Origin of the sequence: Emticicia oligotrophica DSM 17448 (genome assembly GCF_000263195.1) — a bacterium.
GTDB classification, from domain to species: domain Bacteria; phylum Bacteroidota; class Bacteroidia; order Cytophagales; family Spirosomataceae; genus Emticicia; species Emticicia oligotrophica.
Genome location: NC_018748.1, coordinates 614263 through 636436, shown reverse-complemented (window position 1 = coordinate 636436; position 22174 = coordinate 614263). Strand labels below are relative to the sequence as shown.

General features: G+C 35.1%; 21 protein-coding genes. 16 read left to right on the top strand and 5 right to left on the bottom strand.

Going from position 1 to position 22174, the window contains the following annotated elements:
• Positions 1-226: 226 nt before the first annotated feature.
• The 9 genes from EMTOL_RS02755 to EMTOL_RS02715 all read left to right on the top strand — a co-directional run bounded on the left by EMTOL_RS02755 (position 227) and on the right by EMTOL_RS02715 (position 7359).
• Complete coding sequence (locus EMTOL_RS02755) at positions 227-919, top strand: DUF1361 domain-containing protein (RefSeq protein ID WP_015027738.1); 693 nt, start codon at positions 227-229, stop codon at positions 917-919.
• Complete coding sequence (locus tag EMTOL_RS02750) at positions 894-1259, top strand: diacylglycerol kinase family protein (protein WP_015027737.1); 366 nt, start codon at positions 894-896, stop codon at positions 1257-1259. The genes EMTOL_RS02755 and EMTOL_RS02750 overlap by 26 nt, the downstream gene beginning before the upstream one ends.
• Before the next feature lie 18 nt (positions 1260-1277).
• The gene (locus EMTOL_RS02745; protein ID WP_015027736.1) at positions 1278-1904 is read left to right on the top strand and encodes a hypothetical protein; all 627 of its coding nucleotides are present in this window, start codon (positions 1278-1280) and stop codon (positions 1902-1904) included.
• 86 nt (positions 1905-1990) lie between these two features.
• Positions 1991-2284 carry a winged helix-turn-helix domain-containing protein gene (locus EMTOL_RS02740; protein WP_015027735.1) on the top strand — a complete coding sequence of 98 codons (294 nt, stop codon included), beginning with the start codon at positions 1991-1993 and terminating at the stop codon, positions 2282-2284.
• 55 nt (positions 2285-2339) lie between these two features.
• Entirely contained in the window at positions 2340-3821 is a 1482-nt protein-coding gene (locus tag EMTOL_RS02735; protein ID WP_015027734.1) for a DUF4153 domain-containing protein, read from the top strand.
• A gap of 79 nt (positions 3822-3900) precedes the next feature.
• Entirely contained in the window at positions 3901-4305 is a 405-nt protein-coding gene (locus EMTOL_RS02730; protein ID WP_015027733.1) for a ribosomal maturation YjgA family protein, read from the top strand.
• 10 nt (positions 4306-4315) lie between these two features.
• The gene (locus tag EMTOL_RS02725) at positions 4316-5083 is read left to right on the top strand and encodes an oxygenase MpaB family protein (RefSeq protein WP_015027732.1); all 768 of its coding nucleotides are present in this window, start codon (positions 4316-4318) and stop codon (positions 5081-5083) included.
• Positions 5084-5249: 166 nt separating this feature from the next.
• On the top strand, positions 5250-6512 hold the full coding sequence (gene clpX, locus EMTOL_RS02720) for an ATP-dependent Clp protease ATP-binding subunit ClpX (protein WP_015027731.1): 1263 nt from the start codon (positions 5250-5252) through the stop codon (positions 6510-6512).
• Positions 6513-6642: 130 nt separating this feature from the next.
• Positions 6643-7359 carry an alpha/beta fold hydrolase gene (locus EMTOL_RS02715; protein ID WP_015027730.1) on the top strand — a complete coding sequence of 239 codons (717 nt, stop codon included), beginning with the start codon at positions 6643-6645 and terminating at the stop codon, positions 7357-7359.
• Positions 7360-7438: 79 nt separating this feature from the next.
• Here the strand turns inward: EMTOL_RS02715 and EMTOL_RS02710 are convergent, their stop codons facing one another.
• The gene (locus EMTOL_RS02710; protein ID WP_015027729.1) at positions 7439-7984 is read right to left on the bottom strand and encodes a nuclear transport factor 2 family protein; all 546 of its coding nucleotides are present in this window, start codon (positions 7982-7984) and stop codon (positions 7439-7441) included.
• 440 nt (positions 7985-8424) lie between these two features.
• Here EMTOL_RS02710 and lysM point away from each other — a divergent pair, with 440 nt between their 5' ends.
• Positions 8425-8883 (top strand): peptidoglycan-binding protein LysM, encoded by a 459-nt coding sequence (lysM, locus tag EMTOL_RS02705; RefSeq protein ID WP_015027728.1) that lies wholly within the window; start codon positions 8425-8427, stop codon positions 8881-8883.
• 94 nt (positions 8884-8977) lie between these two features.
• Here the strand turns inward: lysM and EMTOL_RS02700 are convergent, their stop codons facing one another.
• Positions 8978-12283: a PAS domain-containing hybrid sensor histidine kinase/response regulator gene (locus EMTOL_RS02700; RefSeq protein WP_015027727.1), complete on the bottom strand. Its 3306-nt coding sequence runs from the start codon at positions 12281-12283 to the stop codon at positions 8978-8980.
• A gap of 306 nt (positions 12284-12589) precedes the next feature.
• On the opposite strand from EMTOL_RS02700, the gene EMTOL_RS02695 reads away from it, so the two are divergent.
• From EMTOL_RS02695 to EMTOL_RS02685, 3 genes are all read left to right on the top strand, one after another.
• Positions 12590-13171 carry a Crp/Fnr family transcriptional regulator gene (locus tag EMTOL_RS02695; RefSeq protein WP_015027725.1) on the top strand — a complete coding sequence of 194 codons (582 nt, stop codon included), beginning with the start codon at positions 12590-12592 and terminating at the stop codon, positions 13169-13171.
• 71 nt (positions 13172-13242) lie between these two features.
• Positions 13243-13677 carry an SRPBCC domain-containing protein gene (locus EMTOL_RS02690; protein ID WP_015027724.1) on the top strand — a complete coding sequence of 145 codons (435 nt, stop codon included), beginning with the start codon at positions 13243-13245 and terminating at the stop codon, positions 13675-13677.
• Positions 13678-13692: 15 nt separating this feature from the next.
• Positions 13693-14244, top strand: a complete 552-nt coding sequence (locus EMTOL_RS02685; protein WP_015027723.1) for an SRPBCC family protein — start codon at positions 13693-13695, stop codon at positions 14242-14244.
• Between the two features lie 97 nt (positions 14245-14341).
• On the opposite strand, the gene EMTOL_RS02680 is transcribed toward EMTOL_RS02685, so the two are convergent.
• Positions 14342-16762, bottom strand: coding sequence for a TonB-dependent receptor (locus EMTOL_RS02680; protein ID WP_015027722.1), 2421 nt, complete (start codon positions 16760-16762; stop codon positions 14342-14344).
• Positions 16763-17120: 358 nt separating this feature from the next.
• On the bottom strand, positions 17121-18143 hold the full coding sequence (locus tag EMTOL_RS02675) for a DUF3500 domain-containing protein (RefSeq protein WP_041693384.1): 1023 nt from the start codon (positions 18141-18143) through the stop codon (positions 17121-17123).
• A 145-nt stretch (positions 18144-18288) separates the two neighbouring features.
• Between EMTOL_RS02675 and rsmA the strand changes: the two genes are divergently transcribed.
• From rsmA to dtd, 3 genes are all read left to right on the top strand, one after another.
• Complete coding sequence (gene rsmA / locus EMTOL_RS02670) at positions 18289-19068, top strand: 16S rRNA (adenine(1518)-N(6)/adenine(1519)-N(6))-dimethyltransferase RsmA (RefSeq protein ID WP_015027720.1); 780 nt, start codon at positions 18289-18291, stop codon at positions 19066-19068.
• Between the two features lie 65 nt (positions 19069-19133).
• Complete coding sequence (mgtE, locus tag EMTOL_RS02665) at positions 19134-20489, top strand: magnesium transporter (protein ID WP_015027719.1); 1356 nt, start codon at positions 19134-19136, stop codon at positions 20487-20489.
• Positions 20490-20580: 91 nt separating this feature from the next.
• Positions 20581-21033, top strand: a complete 453-nt coding sequence (gene dtd, locus EMTOL_RS02660; protein WP_015027718.1) for a D-aminoacyl-tRNA deacylase — start codon at positions 20581-20583, stop codon at positions 21031-21033.
• Position 21034: 1 nt separating this feature from the next.
• Here the strand turns inward: dtd and EMTOL_RS02655 are convergent, their stop codons facing one another.
• Positions 21035-22084, bottom strand: a complete 1050-nt coding sequence (locus tag EMTOL_RS02655) for a TolB family protein (protein WP_015027717.1) — start codon at positions 22082-22084, stop codon at positions 21035-21037.
• Positions 22085-22174: the final 90 nt, after the last annotated feature.

Sequence of the window (22174 nt, the reverse complement as noted above, 5' to 3'; positions counted from 1 at the left end):
TTTTATAGAAAGTAAAAGCGAATCAAATACACTATATTTCGGTAGAAACAAGCAAGTATCGGTATTTGCGTGCCGTAGGGACGCAACTTATTATTATGTTCTACTTCACCATAAAATATAATGCCTTAAACCAGCTTGACATTATTTCTGAAATTTTCTTTAAAAAAATTTGTATTAATTAATTTTTGAAATTTACTTTGTAATACAAAGTTCTTTTTATTGAATCATGCATACAGATAAAATCCATTTTTCATTTACAATCAGCAGAGCCACATTGAGTTTGGCATTAATTACTGCCTTATGTTGTATTTTATTGTTGATAAGAGTTGTTCAAACGGAAGAACTGAGAGGTATTTTTTTGCTTTGGAATTTGTTTTTAGCTTGGGTGCCATTATTTTTTGCATTGATAGCTCGTCGAATGACAACAGCTGGAATATTTTCCAGAGCCGAGCAAATGCTTATCATTATTAGTTTAGGGTTTTGGCTTTTGTTTTTTCCCAATGCACCATATTTGATTACCGATTTGATGCACTTAGGCGAATTTCAAAACCATATCAAATGGTTCGATTCGGTAGGTTTCTTCTGTGCTGCTTTGGCTGGTTTAGCCACTGGCCTTTATTCACTGCATGTTGTGCATCAGGTGCTTAATAGGTTGATGAGCAGTATTTTAGCTTGGTTTTCTATTGCAGCTAGTACCATACTTTCAGGTTTTGGCTTATATCTTGGCCGTTTTATTCGATTCAATAGTTGGGATTTATTCACAAAGCCATTTTATTTATTCAGAAAATCGTTTCATGAACTTCAAAACCCTTTGGCTATTCAAACGACTTTGGTTTTTACGTTGGTAGTCATGGTACTTTATGTTTCGATGTTTATTTTAATACCAAGCAGACATGCAAATACTGAAAATGCTGCGTAGTTTTCGCTATGCTTTGGCAGGAATAAGAATTTTATTGACAGAAAATAATGCCCAATTTCATGTATTAGCAGGAGTGGTAGTGGTTGCGGCGGGGTTTTATTTTCAGATTTCGGCGAATGAATGGGCAATCATCATTACACAAATTGGTTTAGTATTGGTAGTGGAAGCACTCAATACCGCAATCGAAAAACTCTGTGATTTTGTGTCGCCCGAATACGAACAACTTATCGGTAAAGTCAAAGATTTGTCAGCTGGTGCGGTTTTGATAATGTCAATAGTTGCAGTAATTGTCGGATTTATCATATTTTTGCCTAAACTATTCACCCAAACGCTTTTTTAAGACACTTGATATTGATTTATGAACGAACATCTCGAAAATCTAAAAGAAATTCGCTCCTTAATGGAACGCTCTTCGAAATTCCTTTCATTGAGTGGTCTTTCAGGAATATCAGCAGGTATCTGTGCTTTGTTGGGTGCGTGGTACGCTCATCAGAAAATACATATTGAAGGACTTTATTTGCTTTTTGACCCAAAAGTTAGGCAAGAAATTGTACCTTTGTTATTGCTTGATGCCGCCGTTGTTTTGCTAGGAGCATTAATCTTTGGGGTCTTGTTTACTGTCAGAAAAGCCCGAATGCAAGGCTTGAATGTATGGAACTCTACCTCAAAAAGATTGGTAATAAGTATGCTAATACCATTATTGGCTGGAGGAATATTTTGTTTGGGTTTACTTTACAATGGATTCTTTTGGATTTGCTTTCCAGCTACCTTGGTTTTCTACGGTATTGCTTTGGTAAATGCGAGTAAATACACTGTAAATGATACTTATTATTTAGGTTTGAGTGAAATTATCTTAGGATTAGTTTCATTATTTTTGGCTCGTTGGAATTTGGTATTCTGGGCTGTAGGATTTGGAGTATTGCATATTATTTATGGCACAGTGATGTATTTTAAATATGATAGAAAATACACAACTCAAGAGTAGTGTTGGTCAAGGGGTTTAATTATTTGATTATTAATGTATTAAAAGCTAATAGCGGAGTGTCGCACAGCCAGTAGCTTAAAGCACACATGCAGATATTACAAAATTTCAATAAAGCATTTGAAAGTAAAGCTCGCTTAGGTATTATGTCGGTGCTGATGGTAAACGATGAGGTAAGTTTTATTGCCTTGAAAGAGTTATTATCATTGACTGATGGAAACCTTGCTACGCACCTTCGTGCTTTAGAGGAAGCTAATTACATCTCATTTAAAAAGGAGTTTATAGGCCGAAAACCAAGTACTGTTTACAGTGTAACTGATGAAGGGAAGAAAGCATTTGAAGAACATCTCAATGAGCTTGAAAAATTTATAAAAGGCACATAAAATTTTTTGTACTAATACTTTGAAATACAAAGTTCTTTTTTAATAAAAAATTCCTATGAAAAAACAAACCATTCAAGGCGTAAGCATCCTTGTGTTTCCGTTACTCTTTAATGCTATATTTTGGGAAGAACAATTCGGAATAAACCTCCTTATTTTCACCACATTAGCCGTATTGGTTTTAGCTGTGTTTTTATTTCCTGAAAGTATGCAAAAGCGGACTGTCCAATTATCTGTATTGCTTACAATAGTATCAGGTTTGATGGTTATTGTGCACCATTCAATCATCAGTCAATTATTACATTTAGGGTCTTTCTTTTTGTTGGTAGGTTTTCTACACGAAGGTTCGCTTAAGACGGTTGTTGGTGCGGGCATTCAATTTGCAGTTAATTTGTTTACTACTTTTATTGGGGCTTTTAAATATCTAAAAAAAGCAATAGAGCCTTTATTTGGAGGGAATCAAATTGCAAAAAAGATTGCTCGAAATATGGTTTTGGCCATTATTCCAATGTTGGTATTCTTGGTGTTTTTTCTAATTTTCTATAATGCCAATCCTGTTTTCAGCGATTTAGTAAATAATTTGAGTCAATATCTTAGTAATTTCTTCAGTTTTACATTTGATGAGTTGTTGATTGGTCGGATAAACTTCTTTATCGTTGGTACTTATTTTTCATTTTCTATTTTATTCGAATGGGGCTTCGCCTCTAAACTTCCACGATTGGATTTTTCAAATGAATATATCTCGCCAAGTAATGAATCTTCAGAGAATGCGGCAAATTATCAACGAAATGAATATAAAATTGCTTTGATGTTGATTGTATCAGTTAATGCTTTATTACTTATAATCAATATCATTGATATAAATTTTCTATGGTTAAGTTTTGATTATTCTGAAGCTGGAAATCTTGCCAAATTAGTGCACGAAGGAACGGGAACACTTATTTTAAGTATTGTAATTTCAATTGCGATTTTGCTTTATTATTTCCGACAAGACCTAAATTTTTACGAAGGTAATACAAAGCTAAAATACGCAGCTTATGCATGGATTATTCAGAATTTTATACTAGTAATCTCAGTTAGCTTTCGAAACTACTATTATATTAATTTCTACGGATTAACGCACTTACGCATTGGAGTAGCGGTATTCTTGATTCTTACTACTATCGGATTACTTACTTTATGGATTAAAATTAAGAATTTGAGGTCGTTTTTCTATATGTTTCGTGCCAATACTTGGGCTTGGTATATTGTCTTGATTTCACTAACATTAATCAATTGGGATGTAATCATTGCTCGATTTAACCTTGCACATACCTTTAGAGCAAACACTGATTTTAATTATTTGTTATCACTTTCTGACAAAACTTTGCCAATCCTTCAAGAAAATCGTGAACGTTTGTCAAGCGATGATTATAGAAATCAATTAGATAAACGAATTGAACATTACTTAAAAAGACAACAAAGATATACTTGGGTTTCGTGGAATTGGGCCGATGCAGAGGCAGTAAAAGCATTAGAAGTCAGTCAAACTAATAAATAGTAGAAAGTAGGTTATTATTGCTTATTTTTTATCGGTATTAAAAAAAAATACTACTTTTTAGTTGAAATTAAAGAAATCAATGATTCAAAAAGATAAAATGTTCACCTTTAGATTTAGACCTTTTCTTGTTTTTCTCACACTGTTTATTGTAGAAATAAGCATTGCTTTATGGTTGGATGATGCCCTTATTCGACCGTTCGTCGGTGATACTTTGGCCGTAATATTAGTGTTTTATTTCCTAAAATCATTTCTCAAAATTGCTGATTTTCAATTAGGAATGATAAGCTTAGGCTTTGCCTATTTTTTAGAACTTTTACAATATTGTCAATTCTTAAAATTTACGGGACTTCAGCAATACCGAATCCTTGTTGTTGTACTGGGAAGTTCGTTTGATTGGCGAGATTTATTGGCCTATACTTTGGGCTTTGTATGTATTTTTTTATTTACCAAAGAAACGTTAGGCTTAGAAAAACAAGCCGCTTAGACATTGCGATATGGGTTTTGTGAAAAATAATTCAATTGTTAGAGAAATTTGGGGAAATGCCGACACCATCCTATTTATTTTTGGTGGAGCCGCTGCCGAATTTTCACTCAATAAAGCGGTAGATTGGTTATATTTTACTGGAAAACTTCCTGCTGACCCTCTGGGGCGACTATTTTCGACGGTTGTTTATGCCCAAAAGATTATCTTTTCTGACGAAGAAACTGCTCATAATGCTATTGATAAAATTGCGGCCATTCATCAGGCCGTAGAGCAAAGTAGAGGGCAGCAGATTCCTGATTGGGCATATAGAGATGTACTTTACATGCTCATTCATTATTCAATTGCTGCATTTGAGTTGCTCGAACGCCCACTTACAGTGGCAGATAGAGAAGAAATTTTTGATGTTTTTAATAGGGTAGGAGCTCGAATGGGTTTGAAAGATTTACCACAAAATTATGAACAATGGTTAGTTTTGCGTGAACAGCATTTACAAGATAATTTACTCAAAAGTCATTTTACTATTGACTTATACAAACAATATCTAAAACATTTAGGTCTATTTAGATACCTTATTTTACTCGAAGGACAAAAATTAGTGGTTCCACAAAGAGTTAAACAACTTTTATCAATGAATGGGGCTTCTTGGCTTAAACCTTTTCTACTACTTTATAAATTCACACAAAAAATACGTCTTGACAGTATTTTGAAAAAAGCAATCTTGCCAACTGACTACGCCCAACAAATAATGGCTTTAGATAGAATGGCAATAAATTATTAATGGAAGGTTTCCAAATGTTAGGGTTTAGATTATAAAATTCGCTTGAGTTTCAGGCGAATTTTTATTTTTCAATGAATTTACACTAGTCACATTCTTATTTCTGCTTTAGTACGAAAGCCAACATTTTTTCGTAATTTTGTCGGATAAATCAAAAAAGTAAGCTCGAATGAATGCTGGACAAGCCTATTGCTCTTTTTGTGGCAGACGTAAAAACGAAGTTGAATTATTAATATCAGGTTCAGAAGCAAATATTTGTAATTATTGTGTAGAACAAGGCTATCAGTTGGTTCAACAAGAATTACACGGAGGAGTACCTCCACAGAAAAAAGAAAAGAAGAAAAAATCAGAATTACCAAAATTTGATTTAAAACCACCAGTTGACCTTAAAAAGCACCTTGACCAATTTATTATCGGACAAGATGAAGCTAAGAAGGTTTTGAGTGTTGCGGTTTATAACCATTATAAACGCCTTATGCAGCCTCGTCAAGAAGATGATGTGATGATTGAAAAATCGAATATCATCATGGTTGGTGAAACAGGTACTGGGAAAACTTATTTAGCCCGTACAATTGCCAAAGTATTACAAGTGCCATTTGCCATTGCCGATGCCACTGTACTTACCGAGGCTGGCTATGTAGGTGAAGACGTTGAAAGTATTTTGAGTCGCTTGTTACAAGCTGCTGATTTCAATGTAGAATTGGCCGAAAGAGGAATTGTTTATATTGATGAAATTGATAAAATTGCTCGTAAAGGAGATAATCCTTCCATTACGCGTGATGTGAGTGGCGAAGGTGTACAACAAGGCCTTTTAAAACTACTTGAAGGTTCGGTAGTAAGTGTCCCACCACAAGGCGGACGTAAGCACCCAGAACAAAAATTGATTCAAATAAATACCGAAAATATCCTTTTCATTTGTGGAGGAGCTTTTGATGGTATCGACCGCCACATTGGTAAGCGTATGAATACGCGTCCGATAGGTTTTTCGAATAATGAAAAAACAATAGATATTTCTGCCGATTCTAGCCTTCTACGTTTTGTTACGCAACAAGACCTTAAATCTTTTGGCTTGATTCCTGAACTTATTGGTCGTTTACCATTGCTTACTTATCTAAATCCGCTAGATCGTTCGGCTTTGCGTAGAATTTTAACCGAACCTAAAAATGCATTGGTTAAGCAGTATAGAAAGCTCTTTGCAATGGAAGATGTGCAGTTAGAATTTTCTGATGAGGCATTAGAATATATTGTTGATAAAGCAATGGAGTTTAAACTCGGAGCGAGGGGCTTACGCTCAGTGTGTGAAGCCATTATGACTGATATCATGTATGAAATTCCTTCTGATAAATCGGTGAAAACATTTACCATTACCCTTGATTACGCACAAAATATGTTTGAGCGTTCGGCTATTTACCAACTAAAAATGGTTGCGTAGTTTTTGTAAATGAAATAAGTAAATTTCATAAATTATTAGAGTAAGAATACTGAAGTATAATTTTTCGAAAGGTCTCATTTTGTTTTTGAAGTGAGACCTTTCTTGTTTTCAATCCTAAAACTCAATTAAAATGAATGTTATTTTCTTACACGGATTTGGCGAAGATGCTAGCGTTTGGGAAACATTTCTTCCGCTTCTACCAGAAAAATATCAATATTTTACCCCAGATTTTGCTTCACTCACAAATCCTGAGAGTATTTCTGCTTATGCAGATTGGTTAAAGGGTTTTATTGATGAAAAAGGTATAGATAAATGTGTAATTATTGGTCATTCAATGGGTGGTTATATTGCACTTACTTTTGCTGAAAAATATGCAGAACAGGTAGTGGGTTTAGGATTATTCCATTCTTCGGCTTATGCAGATAATGAAGAAAGAAAGGGAATTCGATTGAAGACAGCACGTGTAATTGAGCAGCAAGGAACAGCAAAATTTATCAAAGGATTCTATCCAAATATGTTTTCTGAGGAATTTAAAGAGAAAAATGTAGCTTTCATTGAAAAGCAGATTGAACGATTTGCCCATTTACCGAAAGAGGCTTTAATGAATGCTCAAATCGCTATGCGTGGAAGGGAAGATAAAACGACTATTTTAAGAAATGCCGAATACCCAATCATGATTTTGGCAGGAGAAAAAGATACTTTTGTGCCAATTCAAGCTGCCCTAGAACAAATTAGTCTTTTAAAGAATAATAAAAGTGCGGTTTTGAATGGAGTCGCACACGCAGGAATGTTTGAAAATCCAATTGAAAGTGGCAAAGTGATAGCGGCGTTTTTAGAAAGCATTTAACAAAAATTTCTATACAAAATACTCAAAATAAAAGCCGACTGTGAAGTCGGCTTTTGTAATAAATATATGTTTGAACTGCTTATTTCCAACCGTCATCAGAGGGTTTTGGTTTTGGAGCTGGCTTTTTAGTTGCTGGTGTATTGCCTCCTTTTCCAGGGGCTGCCGCAGTTGGGAAGCCACCACCCGGATTTGATGAGGAAACAGCAACTCCTTTTTCAACTCTTGAATAAACACGACTAACGATTTTCCATTCACCATTGATTTTCAAAAGATTCAAGAAATCAACGAATTTGAATGTAGGTAATTCTTCTTCTGTTACAGCTGTTGCTGCAGTACCAGCATAACTATAATTTACAATCTTGCTAGTCCATTTAGCACCGCCTGCAGGCACTGCCGCAATAAACTTCTTTACGGGCATTTCAGAAACCTTACCATCTTTACTCAAATTACGTAGGTTGGCATAAGGAAAGAAGGCACGATTTAAGCGAGCCGTATCACCTGCTGCCCCACCTTCTAAATAGTTATTGATTGTTTCTTTGATAGCTTCATCTTCTGACTGAGCAAAAGAGCTTAAGGAAATGCTCAACAAGGCTATCACTGCAAGTATTGATTTTTTCAATTTCATCGGTTTGATAGTTTAAAATATAGTGCTAAAATAACGAAAATATTTTTTTACTATTGCTATTGTTTTTTATTTCGCTGCATATTCTTTTATCGTAGGACTCAGGTTTGCTGCGTATGTTACCTGTTTTAAGTGATAATGGTTAGAAATTTTGATAATTTTTAGAAAATGAATTAAAATCATATGTGAATGGCATTTCCAAGAATAAGCTTTGTTTTTTGTTGATTTTATTTGTTTCAAAATGGATAAAGCTAAAATATTAAAAAAAAACGTTACTTTTTTTGATTTCTACGTCTTAAGTCCATAAATGTAAATAAAAAAGCTTTTGATAGCCGAAAACTAAAATAATCTCCAAAAAGAAATGTTTTTCGCTTGCTTAAATTAAGTTTTTAATACATTTGTAGTAAATAAATTTTCTTAACTCAAAACAGTAAATACACAAAATGGGATTAATGTCGTTTTTTAAAGGTGTGGGCGAAAAACTTTTCGGACATAAAGAAGAAGCAGCCCCAGTTGAGCAAAAAGAAGAGCTTAAAGCAAGTGCATTGTTGGCACATGTTCAGAAGCTTGGCTTGTCATTCAACACGCTTACGGTTAAAACATCTGGTGATACAGTAACTTTAGTTGGTGAAGTTGATTCACAAGAAGATGCAGAAAAAATTGCTTTAGCAGTTGGAAATGTTGAAGGTGTACACATGGTTGATAATCAACTTACAGTGGCTAACCCAGAGCCAGAAGCTCAATTCCACACTGTTGAGAAAGGCGATACACTTTCCAAAATAGCTAAACAATATTATGGCGATATGATGAAGTATCCTGTAATTTTTGAAGCGAATAAACCTATGTTAAAAGATCCAGATTTAATTTACCCTGGTCAAGTGCTAAGAATTCCAGCCCTTTAATTTGTTTTAAGGATAGATTTATAAAAAAGCCTTTCTTGTTAATACAGGAAAGGCTTTTCAATTATTTAGTTGATAGCTTTTAACAATGCACCTATCAAACTAAATTCTTGTAATTATCTTTGAAGTATTGATATTCTTTTTCTAAAACAGCCATATTTTCGAGAAAATTAGTGAGGTCACCAGTTTTGGAAGGCACTTCTATAATAGCCGTAATTTCGTGAATACGGGCTAGGCCAATAGTGCCTGAATTTCCTTTCAGCGTGTGTAACTCACGTTGAATCGTTCGTACATCATCAGGATAAGCATTTTTGGTATTTTGTATTTGTTCTTCAGCTTCGTTTTCAAAATCTTCAAATACACTTGCAAGCATTTCAGCACCAACCATTTCTTTGAGCTGATTCACAATTTCCATATCAAAAGCTGGAATACTTGGGTCTATTGGACTATTATCATCAACTTTTTTATCAACATCATCAACGGTTATAGTAGGAGGGGCAGTCTGCGGGCTCTTTGCTTGGGCATTGGGTACTATTTCGTTTACTTTCTGAATCAAAATAGATGCTCGAATAGGCTTCGGAACGTAATCGTCCATCCCTTCACTCAAAAATCTTTCACGGTCATGTTGCATTGAATAGGCAGTCATGGCCACAATTTTTGGTAAAGCATTTCCGTATAACTGCCTTAAACGTTTAGTGGTCTCTATTCCATCCATTTCTGGCATCTGAATATCCATGAAAATTACGTCAAAGCCATGTCCTTCACCAAAAACTTCAATGGCTTTTGCTCCACTATCTGCAGTAAGTACTTCGCAACCAGCTTTTATCAAAATCTCTGAAGCTACTTTTCTATTTACTTGATTATCATCAACCAATAATATTTTTGGTGTGTGATTACTAAAGAAATTGGTTAATTGAATTTCAGCTTCCGAACTTTCACTCACACTTGGACTAATGGTTGTGGAGCGAACTTCAATTGTAAACCAGAATGTACTTCCTTTTCCAGGTGTAGAAATAACACCCATATCGCCTTTCATGAGTCGGCAAAGTTCGCGTGAAATTGCCAAACCAAGTCCTGTACCACCAAATGATTTTTTGGTTGAATTATCTACTTGTTGGAAAGCTCCAAAAAGTAGTTTTTGGTCATCCTCAGAAATTCCTATACCTGTGTCGGTTATTTCTCCTCGTAAAATATTAATTTTTCCGTTGGCAGAAACTTTTGATAATGAAATAGTTACACTTCCATTTTCAGTAAATTTGAGAGCATTTGAAGTAAGGTTTGAGAAAATTTGTAAGAGACGAGTTTGGTCGGCAATGAGATAAGCTGGCACATCATCGGCAATATGATAGCTAATTTTATTATTTTTCTCGATGGCTCGCTGACGGAATAATGCAACTAATCGTTCTAAAATTTCCTTGATATCTAACGGAGCATTATGCAAATCCATTTTGCCCGCTTCAATCTTCGATAAATCAAGAATATCGTTTAGGATTGTCAGTAAAGTTTCTGACGATTTCTTGATGGTCTGCACATAATCTTTTTGTTCGGGGTTGAGCGGTGTTTCGTACATTAAATCAATCATACCAATAACACCATTCATTGGGGTACGAATTTCGTGACTCATGTTGGCCAAGAAGCGTTCTTTTACTTTCAACGAACGTTCGGCTTCATCTTTGGCAACGAGTAGTTCTGCAGTGGTTTTCTTCAATTCTGAAATATCACGAGCTACACCCTCGACTTCAATAGGAATGCCTTTTGAGTCTTTAATCATGCGAATATTGAGCATAAACTGGCGAAGCTCACCATTTTTTCGTTTTACAACTACTTCGAAATTGGTAATACTTCCAGCTTTCAATAAACCTTTAATATTTTTTGAACTATCGACGGCATTTTCGAAGAATTTATCAACCTTATTTCCCATTACTTCCTCAACTGTATAGCCAGTATGCGTAAGTACTGATGGAGAAATCATGGTGATATTTCCACCTAAATCTGTGCGGTAGTAAATATCAATAAACGACTCAATGGTGTCTCTAAATTTCTGCTCACTTTTCTGAAGAGTGATGGTAGAATTTTTCTTATCAGTAATATTTTGTGCAATTCCCGAAACTTCCTCTACTTGACCACTTTCGGTTGATAGAATAGGATTAAGGAAAAACTCATACCAGTCATCACCACCGTCGATGTTACCCCAGTGCATTTCGAAGTATTGGGGTTGCCCACGGAAAGCCTCGTTGTATTTTTCACGAAGAATGGGGCGGTCTTCCGGAGAAATTAGCTTCCAACCAAGTTTCTCAATACTCATATTGATTTCGGGTGGATTGCCCAGTGTTCGCTGAATTAGATTTACATAGTTTCTATTAAATGAACTGAGCTGACGTTTTTGATTGACTGTCCATATTACGTGCGAACTACTATCAAATACCGCATTCAAACGAGCTGTTTGACGAACTAAATCTTCTTCTTTTTGCTTGCGTACGAGTGCTACGGCTACCTGCCCCGAAACGAACTCAAGCAATTCTAAATCTCTACTATTGAACTTATTACGGTCACTGTAAGATTTTACGCCAATTACACCTGTAGTACGTTCACCCACACGAAGTGGTACGCATAACATTACTTCAGGAAGAGCCGAGCCGTAAAAGTATATTTTATCTACCTCGACTAGGCGTTGAATATCTTCGTTAGTAAGGAAAAGTGGTTTGTTTTGCACCATCGAATACTCAACAATACCATTGCCGAGTTTTCTACGGTGATAATTTCCTTCAGTTTCTGAATATTCATCAATAAAATAAGGAAAATATATCGAACTTTCTTCTGGCTCGTAAAGAGCAACAAAGAAATTATTAGCTTGAATATTCTTTTGAAGTTCTTCGTGAACTTGTGTTAAAAACTCATGTAAGTTAAGAGTATTAAGGTTGAGTTGAGCAATTGTGTAATAAAGTTGTTGAGCCTTTTCTGCTCGACGACGCTGTGTAATATCTCGAAACAAACAACGAAAGGCTGTTGGCTTCCCATTTTCGAAACGGCAACTGATATCTCCTAAGAGATATACTCGTTTTCCATCTTTATTTCTTACAACTGTTTGAAAATCAATTATTTGCTCATCTCCTTCTTTAAGTCTTTGCAGCGTGTCGAGGGCATTTTCGGCAAACTGCGGGTGTAGCATATCTTTGAAAGTTAGTTGCGTGAGTTCAGAGTCGGAATACCCGAAAGTATCACGAAAAGCGGTATTGACAAACAAAAAACGCCCACTCAAAGATAATAACATGATGATTTCAGATGTATTATCAACTAAATCTTTCAACTGGTCTATACCCTGTTCTGGTTGTGCTTGGGAAAGTTGAAATTTGAGTTTTTCGATTTCGAATAGTAAGTCTTCTTGGGATTTATCTGTGTGCATACCTCAAAACAATAGATTTTAATAATGTGGTAAATATAGTAAGAAAGATGGATGTAGGAAATGAAAGAAGAAATAAGTCTGATGCAATTGTTTTTTTCGGTAGTCTCCGCATTATTAATCAATTGAAATTAATTTTTGAAATTTTGCAAAGTCAATTTATAGACATGAATTAATGGTTTAAAAAGTAGAAATGCCTGATTATGAAACTAATTTCAATCAAAAATCAGAGAAATAAATATATTGGTGAGATGTGTAATATTTTCTATTTTTACTAATCATTATCTACACCTAAAGCCATAAGAAACAATGTTTGAGAAACTTCATAAGTTGGTTAGTCAATTTGTTACGCTGACAGATAAAGAAAAGCTTATTTTAGAAAGTGCTTACAGCATTAGGCACGTGCCTAAAAATTTTACTTTAATTGCGGAAGGTGAGGTTGCAAAAGAGCTTTATTTTATCAATAAAGGCTTGATGCGTCTTTTTTATAATAAAGATGGCGAATATATTACAGCTTATATTTTTAGAGAAAACCTATTCGCCAGTTGCTATGAAAGTTTCTTACAACAAACACCAGGTATTCAATGCTTAGAAACTTTAGAAGATTGTGAATTACTTTGCATAACCAAAGAGGCAATGGATAATTTATATGAAACCCTGCCTAAAATAAATATTCTTACTCGGAAAATTGCCGAACAGAGATTCATAAATAGCCAAATGATTCTTTCTTCGTTTTTACTCGATAGTCCAGAAACTCGCTACCAAAAATTTGCTGCCGTTAATGGCGACCTTTTTCTTCGTATTCCGCACCATATTATTGCTTCTTATTTGGGTATCACACCCGTTTCTTTGAGCCGTATTCGAAAACGATTAATTGAAAAACGTTCTTAAGTATTTCTTTACAATTGTTAATGCATCGAGGCTTTGCTTGGCAATACCTTTGTTGCATAAATAATTGATATATGAAATACGCAATCAAGACCGAAATAGTAATTAATGCAAGCAAAGAGCGGGTATATAATGCTCTCACCGATTTTAAAAATTATCATACTTGGAATCCATTTATCATTGAAAGTAAAGGAGATGCCATTGAAGGGACGACGCTTGTGAATAAGCTAAAACAAGGTGAGCAAACTTTTACTTTTAAGCCTATTCTTACTTGCGTTGTCCCTAACGAAAAGTTTGAATGGTTGGGAAGTCTTCTCTTTAAAGGGCTTTTTGATGGAAATCATTATTTCCATATCGAAGAACTGGAAAATGGTCAGGTTTTACTCACTCACGGTGAAAATTTTTCGGGAATACTTACTTCTTTTTTACTAAAACGTATTGGAGATTCTACAAGAAATGGTTTTGTGGAAATGAATATTGCTTTAAAAAGTCTACTTGAATCCAGATAAAAAAATAATAAAATTATGAAAAAGCTCTTGTTTGTTTTTGGGTTAATTGTGGTTGGATTTTGTGCATTTTTTACCTTTGAAAATTATCAATTTAACCAATTGATTAACCAGTCTAGTATAAATGGTATGAATATTCCCATTAATCCTAACGCTCCTGTCAATTCAAAAGCAGCGATTGTAATTAACGCTTCAGTTGATAGCGTTTGGAAAACTTTAACGAACATAAAAAATTGGCCACAATGGCAAAAGAATATCACGGAAGTAGAAGTATTGAGTGAAATTGAGGAAGGAACTGCCTTTCAATGGAAAGCTGGCGGACTAACCTTTCACTCGAAAATTCATACAAAAAAACCGATGCAGGCTTTCGGCTGGACTGGTACTACTCTTGGTGCAAGTGCCATTCATAATTGGCATTTTATAGCAGAGAATGGTAGAACTATTGTAAGAGTTGAAGAGAGTTTACAAGGTGTATTTCCAAGATTATTTCAAGGATATTTCCAGAAGAACCTTGATTTAGGGGTAGTGCAAAACTTGAAAGAATTAAAAGATGCTTCAGAGTTAAGGTAATTTTTGATAAATGGCTTGAAAATTAGTCAATTAATTTAAAATCCGCAGTACGAAGTTTCTGAACTCTGCACTGCGGGTTTTATAGATTTTAATTCTTTTAACCTTCTAATTCCAATTTTTTACCCTTTCCTGCACCTTTCGATTGCTTGATTCGATAATTGAGGGTTAGGTTAAATTGGCGTCTTCTAAATTGCGAACTGCCTTCAGTGCGGAATGTTGAACCTTCAGTAATACTTCTGAATTTACGGGTATTGAAAATATCAAGAATGCTAAAATTGAGTGTGCCGTTGCCCTTGAAAACATCTTTACTGGCCGAAAAGTCGAAGTAATATAAAGGTAAACGTGTACCTTGAACGGTCTTTTGCTTGGCTTCGTAGTTGCCTCTTATTTGAAGGTCTAAACCTTTAGGTAAATTGAAACGAGAGGTTTGGCGAATAAACCAGCTATTTGTTTCTCTTTTATAGGTTTTGTCGATATTACTTCCATCAATAGTTGCATGGAAAAGATTAAAGTTAAAATCTAATTTCCACCATTTGGCAAGATTATATTGGCTCGTAAATTCCATACCGTAGGCTTGCTCGCCCAGTAGGTTTTCGGGGCGTGTGGTTGCAAAACCAAGAGCATTGACTTGGCGAATACGTTCAATTTTTCCGTCGGTATCGCGGTAGTAAACCGATGAGCCAAGCGAGCCTTTTTCGAAATATTTGATATGACCAATTTCGTAAACATTGCTAAACTCAGGATTTAAGTTCGGATTTCCACCAAAGAAATTTCGGTTGTCGGAGAAAGTAGCAAACGGACTCAAATCATTATAAAAAGGCCTACGAACCCTTCTACTATAACTTACCTGAATAGAATTTTCTTGAGGTAAGGCATAAGTTAAATGCAAGCTTGGAAATAAATTAGCATATTTTCGTGGGTTAACCTCGTTAGTTTCACGGAGTGTAGTTTTTACATCAGTCCATTCAGCACGGAGGCCCGCTTGATACGAAAATTGTTTGGTTTTATTCCCCAAAATTGCGTAAGCAGCATTAATGTTCTCATCATAAATGAAGTAGTTTTTTAAACCGGGTACCACCACAAATTGACCCTGTTCATTCTTTTGATTCACTACATAATCATTCACCATATCTCTGAAACTACTCCTTAATCCTGTTTCGAATTTACCTTCTTTTCCGATGGGTTGCACATAATCAATCTGAAATAGCCATTGTTTCTCAAATTCATCATTAAGCGAGTTTTGTACCAATGACTTCGATGAAATGATTGTTTCATTCGGGGTAAAATAATCTTGTGTAAAAAGTTGGTCAGAACTTTCCCAGTTATCTAAAAATCTTATTTCAGCATTGAATTCTTGCCCTTTTCGAGCATAAGTTTTCTTATAGCTCAATACATATTCCGAGTTTGGCTCAGTTTCTTGTTCATCTTGTTTACGCTTGCTAATTCCTGTAAGGTTATTGTTGGTAAATAGATAATCTTCGTAGCGAAGGTTTGTGATTCTACGAGCCTTGCTGCGGCGGTAAAGATATGATGCGGTAATGGTATTTTTATCGTTGAAAAAATAATCGAGTCCACCTCTAATGTTAGTATTAAAACCCGTTAGTGTACCATTATTTCTTTGTTTGAGGAAGAAGGTCGTATCATTGCTTTGGCGTTCTTGAGAAAGCGATGAAACATTAGGACGAATGTTGTAAGCAATGCTATAATTGACAAAAAAGTTTACTTTTCGGTGGCGATAATTAATATTTGCTGCACCGCCATAATTCACGGGTTGACCTGTAATTACATCAAAAGAGCCATTAAAACCTTGTTTTTGGTCTTTTTTTAAGATAATATTGATAATTCCTGCCATGCCTTCTGCTTCATATCTGGCCGATGGGTTGGTAATTACCTCCACTCGTTCAATCATACTTGCTTGTAATGATTGTAAACCACTTCCACCTTTAAAGCTGACCAAACCCGAAGGTTTGCCATCAATCAGAATTCTTACGTTATCACTACCGCGGAGTTTTACACCTCCATCTGGGTCAACCGAAACTGAAGGAATATTGGTAAGAATATCAGAAGCTGAACCGCCCGCATTGGCCAAATCTTTACCCACATTAAAAACTCGCTTATCGAGTTTCATTTCCATTGAGCTTTTTTCAGCTTGTACAACAACTTCTTTTAAGGCATTGGCCGAAGGTTCTATTTTAATATTACCAAAATCAATTACAGGATTTTCTTTTGTTAGCGAGATTTTGGCAGTTTTAGTGTTTTTATAGCCCATGTATTCAACTTCTATGTAATAATTTCCGTAGGGTGCGGCTATTGAAAACTCACCTTTTTCATTCGTAATATTACCCGTGATTAGTTTATTATCTGCACTATTTGATACACGAATACTGGCAAAACTGAGGGCTTCGTTGGTGGTGGCATCTACTACTTTGCCTTTTATCTGGGCCTTATTATTAGCTTGTGCGAAAAGTAGGTTTTCTGTTAAAAAAATGATACTTAAGAAAAGTAAAAAGTGTTTCATTAAAATATAGTTTTGAATAGATAAGGTATTGCAAAATAATATATCAAAGGTAATATTTTATCAATAAATCTACATCTGATACTCAAAGCACTATAAATACCTATAATTACTCGACTATTTTGTTTATTACGGATATACAGGAGAGTTTGTGAAGATTTTTAGGGCGATTCATTCTATGTAAATCTTTAAATCAGTATTTCCTTGGTAAATGTAGCAAGAAGTTTCAGTCAGCAGATTTGATTTTTACCTAGAATATTGGCTTGTTATTAAATTAAAATTGGTTAAGAAAAGCTAAGCCTATAAGCTTAGTTTTTCTTAACCAATTTATTGATTTTTAAATATTTGATAGATTAATTTATTATTTTTTGTGCTCCAAGGCATAGTGTCTTCTGAGCATATCTTCGCCAAAATCATTTGTAAAATCTCGCACAACTGTATGCACATGATTAGCATTGTTTTGTGTATTGTCATATTCAATCAAAAGTACATCATTCTGAATTCTATAATAATGCCCTTTGCCTCCATATTGTTTTTCGCCCATCCAAACAAAACGCAATTTATCTAAGCCCGCTTTTTCAATTTTATTCATAAATTCATCGGCAAAACCAAGCGGATAATTTTTTACATAAAGACTAACTATTTGCATTAATTTTATTTGTTGCTCTTTGGTCATATCTGTATATAAAATACCTTCTTCTGGTAATCTGCCAAATTGCTTGCTATTGAGCGTAAACATATCATAAGGAGCAACCGACGATGTAATTGCTTTTTTTAATTGTTTTTCATCAAACGAATTTAATAATTCAAAAGCAAAATTACATTCGTTCTTTAAAATTTGATAACCTTTTTGTGCTCCACTTGGCACAATCGCAGGATTATTTCCCATGAAAAGTGGTGTTCCTGATACAATTTTATTGTTTTCAGAAGTAAAATTGAGTGATAAATGATGTCCTTCTACACGCCATCCCCAAAAGCTTTTAGCATCTGGTTTTCCGAAAATCGTAAAATAATATTTCAATGGGTTTCGACGGTCGCTGTTGGGTATATTTTCAAGTTCTTTCAATATAATTTCTAGTTGTATAATTGCAATGGCTTTTTCTTGACCTTGCTCACTTAAAGTTGACTTTAATAAATTCATTGCAGCCGCTTTTTGTGCATCATTCATTGATTTTAACCATAAACCATTGCGTTCTTTCGGAATAAAATACCAATTACTTCGCTCTTCCGATTCATAAGGATAATTGACGATAGCAAGTTGTTCTTTATCTAAGGTAGCCAAAAAAGCTTTTGCAGCAGCTAAAGAACCTGATGCATTGTTTTGGGCAAAAGAAATTGCGTTAAAACAGGTGTAAAATAAAATAATAAAAATAAGATTTTTCATTGTAAAATTTGAGGTTGAATAATCCTTAAAGATAAGCAATGAGAATTTAAAATTGAGAAATACAAATTGAAAACAGATTAAAATTTCATAATACCTAAATAAAAAATTTGAGGTAAGTATAAAAAGAAAGACGTAATTTTGGCTTATGGAAAAAGTAAAAGCGAAAAAACATTTGGGTCAGCACTTCTTGAAAGATTTAGAGGCTGCTCAGAAAATTGTCAATCTGCAATCGTTGCACCGTGGCTATAGTAAAGTACTAGAAATTGGCCCTGGAATGGGAGTACTAACACAATATTTACTCCAACGAACAGATTGTCAGACCTACGTAGTAGAAATCGACCAAGAATCCGTGGTGTATCTCAATGAACATTTTCCAATGCTCAGAGGAAGAATTTTTTCAGAAGATTTTTTGAAAATGGACCTTAGTAAAGTTTTTGGAACTGATAGTGAGCCGTTTGGCATCATTGGTAATATGCCGTATAACATTTCTTCTCAGATTTTCTTTAAAGTTTTAGAGCATAAAGATTTGGTACTAGAAGTAGTAAGTATGCTTCAAAAAGAAGTAGCACAACGCATTGCTTCAAAACCAGGTAAGAAAGATTATGGTATTTTAAGTGTGCTTTTGCAGGCTTTTTACGATATTGAATATAGCTTTACAGTATATCCGGGTGCATTTATTCCGCCGCCGAAAGTAGATTCTGGTATTATTCGTCTTAGAAGAAATAATGTTGAAAATTTGCCTTGTAGTGAAAAGAAATTCTTTCAGGTAGTGAAAGCAGGTTTTAACCAAAGACGCAAAACCTTGCGTAATGCTCTTAAGCCCATTGGCTTGAATTTTGAACACGAATTGCTCAACAAAAGAGCCGAACAGTTAGGTGTAGAAGAGTTTATATTGCTTACTAATTTATTTGCCGAAAACGCTTAGATACATTTGGGCAATCCTTGAATAGAGGCGAGCCACGGAGTTGGCAAAAATAGAAAACTGGAAAAATGACAACATTTGAGCTAACCAAAGAGTACGTAGAGAAAATAGAGGCAGCCATTGAGCAGAAAGATGAGAAAATGCTCATGGCCGAGATGGAAGAGCTATATCCTGCCGATATCGCCAGTATATTGCTTGAACTTGATGGTGAGCCAGCTCATTACTTAATTACACTTGTAGATACCGAAACGGGTGCCGAGATTTTATCTTACATAGAGCCAGAGGATCGAAAACGCTTTATTAAAGAGCGTTTTACGGTGGAAGAAATTGCCAAATACGTAAACTTGTTCGATTCAGATGATGCCGTTGACTTACTCAACGAACAGACAATCGAAGTGCGAGAGAAAGTTATTGCTTTGATTGAAGACCGAGAACAAGCTCGATTTATTATTGACCTCTTGCATTACCCAGAAGACGTAGCGGGTGGCTTGATGCAGAAAGAGTTGATAAAGGTGAATACGAATTGGACCGTAAGTGAATGTGTTGAAGAAATCCGACGTCAGGCTGAAGATGTAGAGAAAGTTTATGCGGTTTATGTAGTTGATGATGACCAAAAGTTAAAAGGTATAGTTTCATTGAAACGCATCATTTTAGCTAGAAAAAATACGAAAATTGAAAATATTGTTGATGAAGAAATAGTTTACGTTGAAACGACACGCCCTGCCGAGGAGGTCGCGGAAATCATGCAAAGGTATGACTTAGAGGCTATTCCCGTGGTTAATACGTTGGGGCGTTTGTTAGGAAGAATTACAATTGACGACGTAGTTGACTTTATTACCGATAAAGCTGAAGAAGATATTCAAGTGATGGCGGGTATCACAGGTGAAGCCGAAGAAGATGATAGTGTTTGGGATTTAGCTAAAGCTCGTTTACCATGGTTAATTGTTGGGGTAATTGGAAGTCTTTTGGCAGCAACCGTTATTGGTCGATTTGAAGATGAATTCAAGAAAGTAGCAGCTTTAGCAGCTTTTATTCCAATCATGGGTTCTACTGGTGGAAATGTAGGTATTCAAACTTCTTCTTTGATTGTACAAAGTTTGGCCGAAAAATCGGGTATTACTACAAGTTTAGGCCAGCGTTTGTTTAAAATTATATTAGTTGCATTGGTCAACGGAATTATCATTGGTTCAATGGCGGGCCTTTACGTTTATTTAAGTGGCGAAACACAGTTGTTTTTTGTGGTTTGTATTTCCTTGCTTTCGGTGGTGGTTTTAGCCTCATTTACGGGTACTGTCACACCGCTACTATTAGATAAACTAGGTATTAACCCAGCTATTGCATCGGGCCCATTTATTACAACTGCCAATGATATCATCGGCATCGGCACTTACTTAATGATTGCCAATTTGCTTTTGCATTTGTAGGCTTTTGGACAAAAGAATTGAGACAATAGATAAAAGATTTTTAAAATATAAAATTGTTGACTGTTGTCGGTAGACTGTCAACTAATAAATTATGATTGCAGTAATACAAAGAGTTTCCCAAGCATCTGTAACGATTGATAATCAAATAAAAGGCCAAATTGGCTTAGGATTTATGATTTTGTTGGGCATTACGCACACCGATACCCAAGAAGATATTGAGTGGTTATCAAAGAAAATCGTTGGACTACGGGTATTTGGCGATGAAGAAGGTAAAATGAATCTCGACCTAAAATCGGTTGATGGAAATATCCTCTTGATTAGTCAATTCACGCTTCATGCAAGTACCAAAAAAGGGAACCGCCCTTCGTTTATTGATGCAGCTCGCCCCGAAATAGCCATTCCTCTTTATGAGAAAATGATTGCTCAATTAGAACTTGATTTAGGAAAAACCATCGAAACGGGTACTTTTGGTGCAGATATGAAGGTTTCGCTGCTCAATGACGGCCCTGTAACTATTATAATTGATTCTAAGAATAGGATTTAACCTACATTTTCACTTTTCTCATATTATCTGTTTCAACAAGGCCTGTCATGTATAAATCAAAACCACCTTTTCCTTCGGGGCGGTTCGATGAAAAAATCATGAGTGGGTAGCTAAAGTTTACTAAATTTGGTAACATCGGACGATATTCGTCATATGCCGTATTTATTCGTGGTCCTGCATTTATCGGAGCACCCCAAATCCCATTTTCCAAAACTGAATAATAAATGTCGTATCCACCAAAACCTCCTGCTCGGTTTGATGAAAAAACCATTAGGTTTTCATCTTGCCAAAGATACGGGCATTTATCATCGGCTTTTGCATCAGAAATAGTGGAAATTTTTATACTAACAGCAGCTTTCGGACTTATAATTTGGTCAATCATCGGAGTGGTATTGTCGGCATAGTTTGCCCCTATGGTTGTCTGATAAATATCAAAATTTCCGTCTTTATTTGAGCAATAAACCACTTTATCACCATTATGTGTAATATACGGATAAGCATCGTCTGCCTTTGAGTTAAGGTAATCTACTGCTATTGGACCAATTTCTTTGCCATCTTTATCGTTATAAATCACCTTGATATCAAGATTTTTATTTTGGTCGTCGGCGTAAAATAAAAATTGGTAATTAGGTGAATTTCCATAGGAGATTAAGTTATTTTTATTCAATACAAAAGGCCCTAAAACATTAAAGTTGCCATTAGTTTTGCCCATGAAACCACTAGTAAAAAGCGAAGAATAAAAACCATCACTACCTGAAGATGACCTTGTAAGTATGGGTATATCTTTCTTTTCATCGTATTCTATTTTTGCAGGGAATCCTACCAAATTATAAAACTCTTTGGTGTCTCTTTTGGAAGAGAAAATTAGATACGATTCACCATATTTATTGGCTGGTAAGTTCGAATTATAATCATCAAATTCAGAGTTAAATTCTGCCAAATTTACAACGTCGGTCATAAATTTTCCTGCGTTGTGTTTGGCATCGAGCCAGCAACTCCATAAAATTGTGATGCTAAATAAGGTTAAAAGTAAGTGTCGGATAGTTTTCATAAAGTAGTGTTTTTTTAATACAACGAATTAGTACATTGATTATTCGTTTCAAGCAAAAATTACTACTTTTGACAAAAAACTTTCATCAAT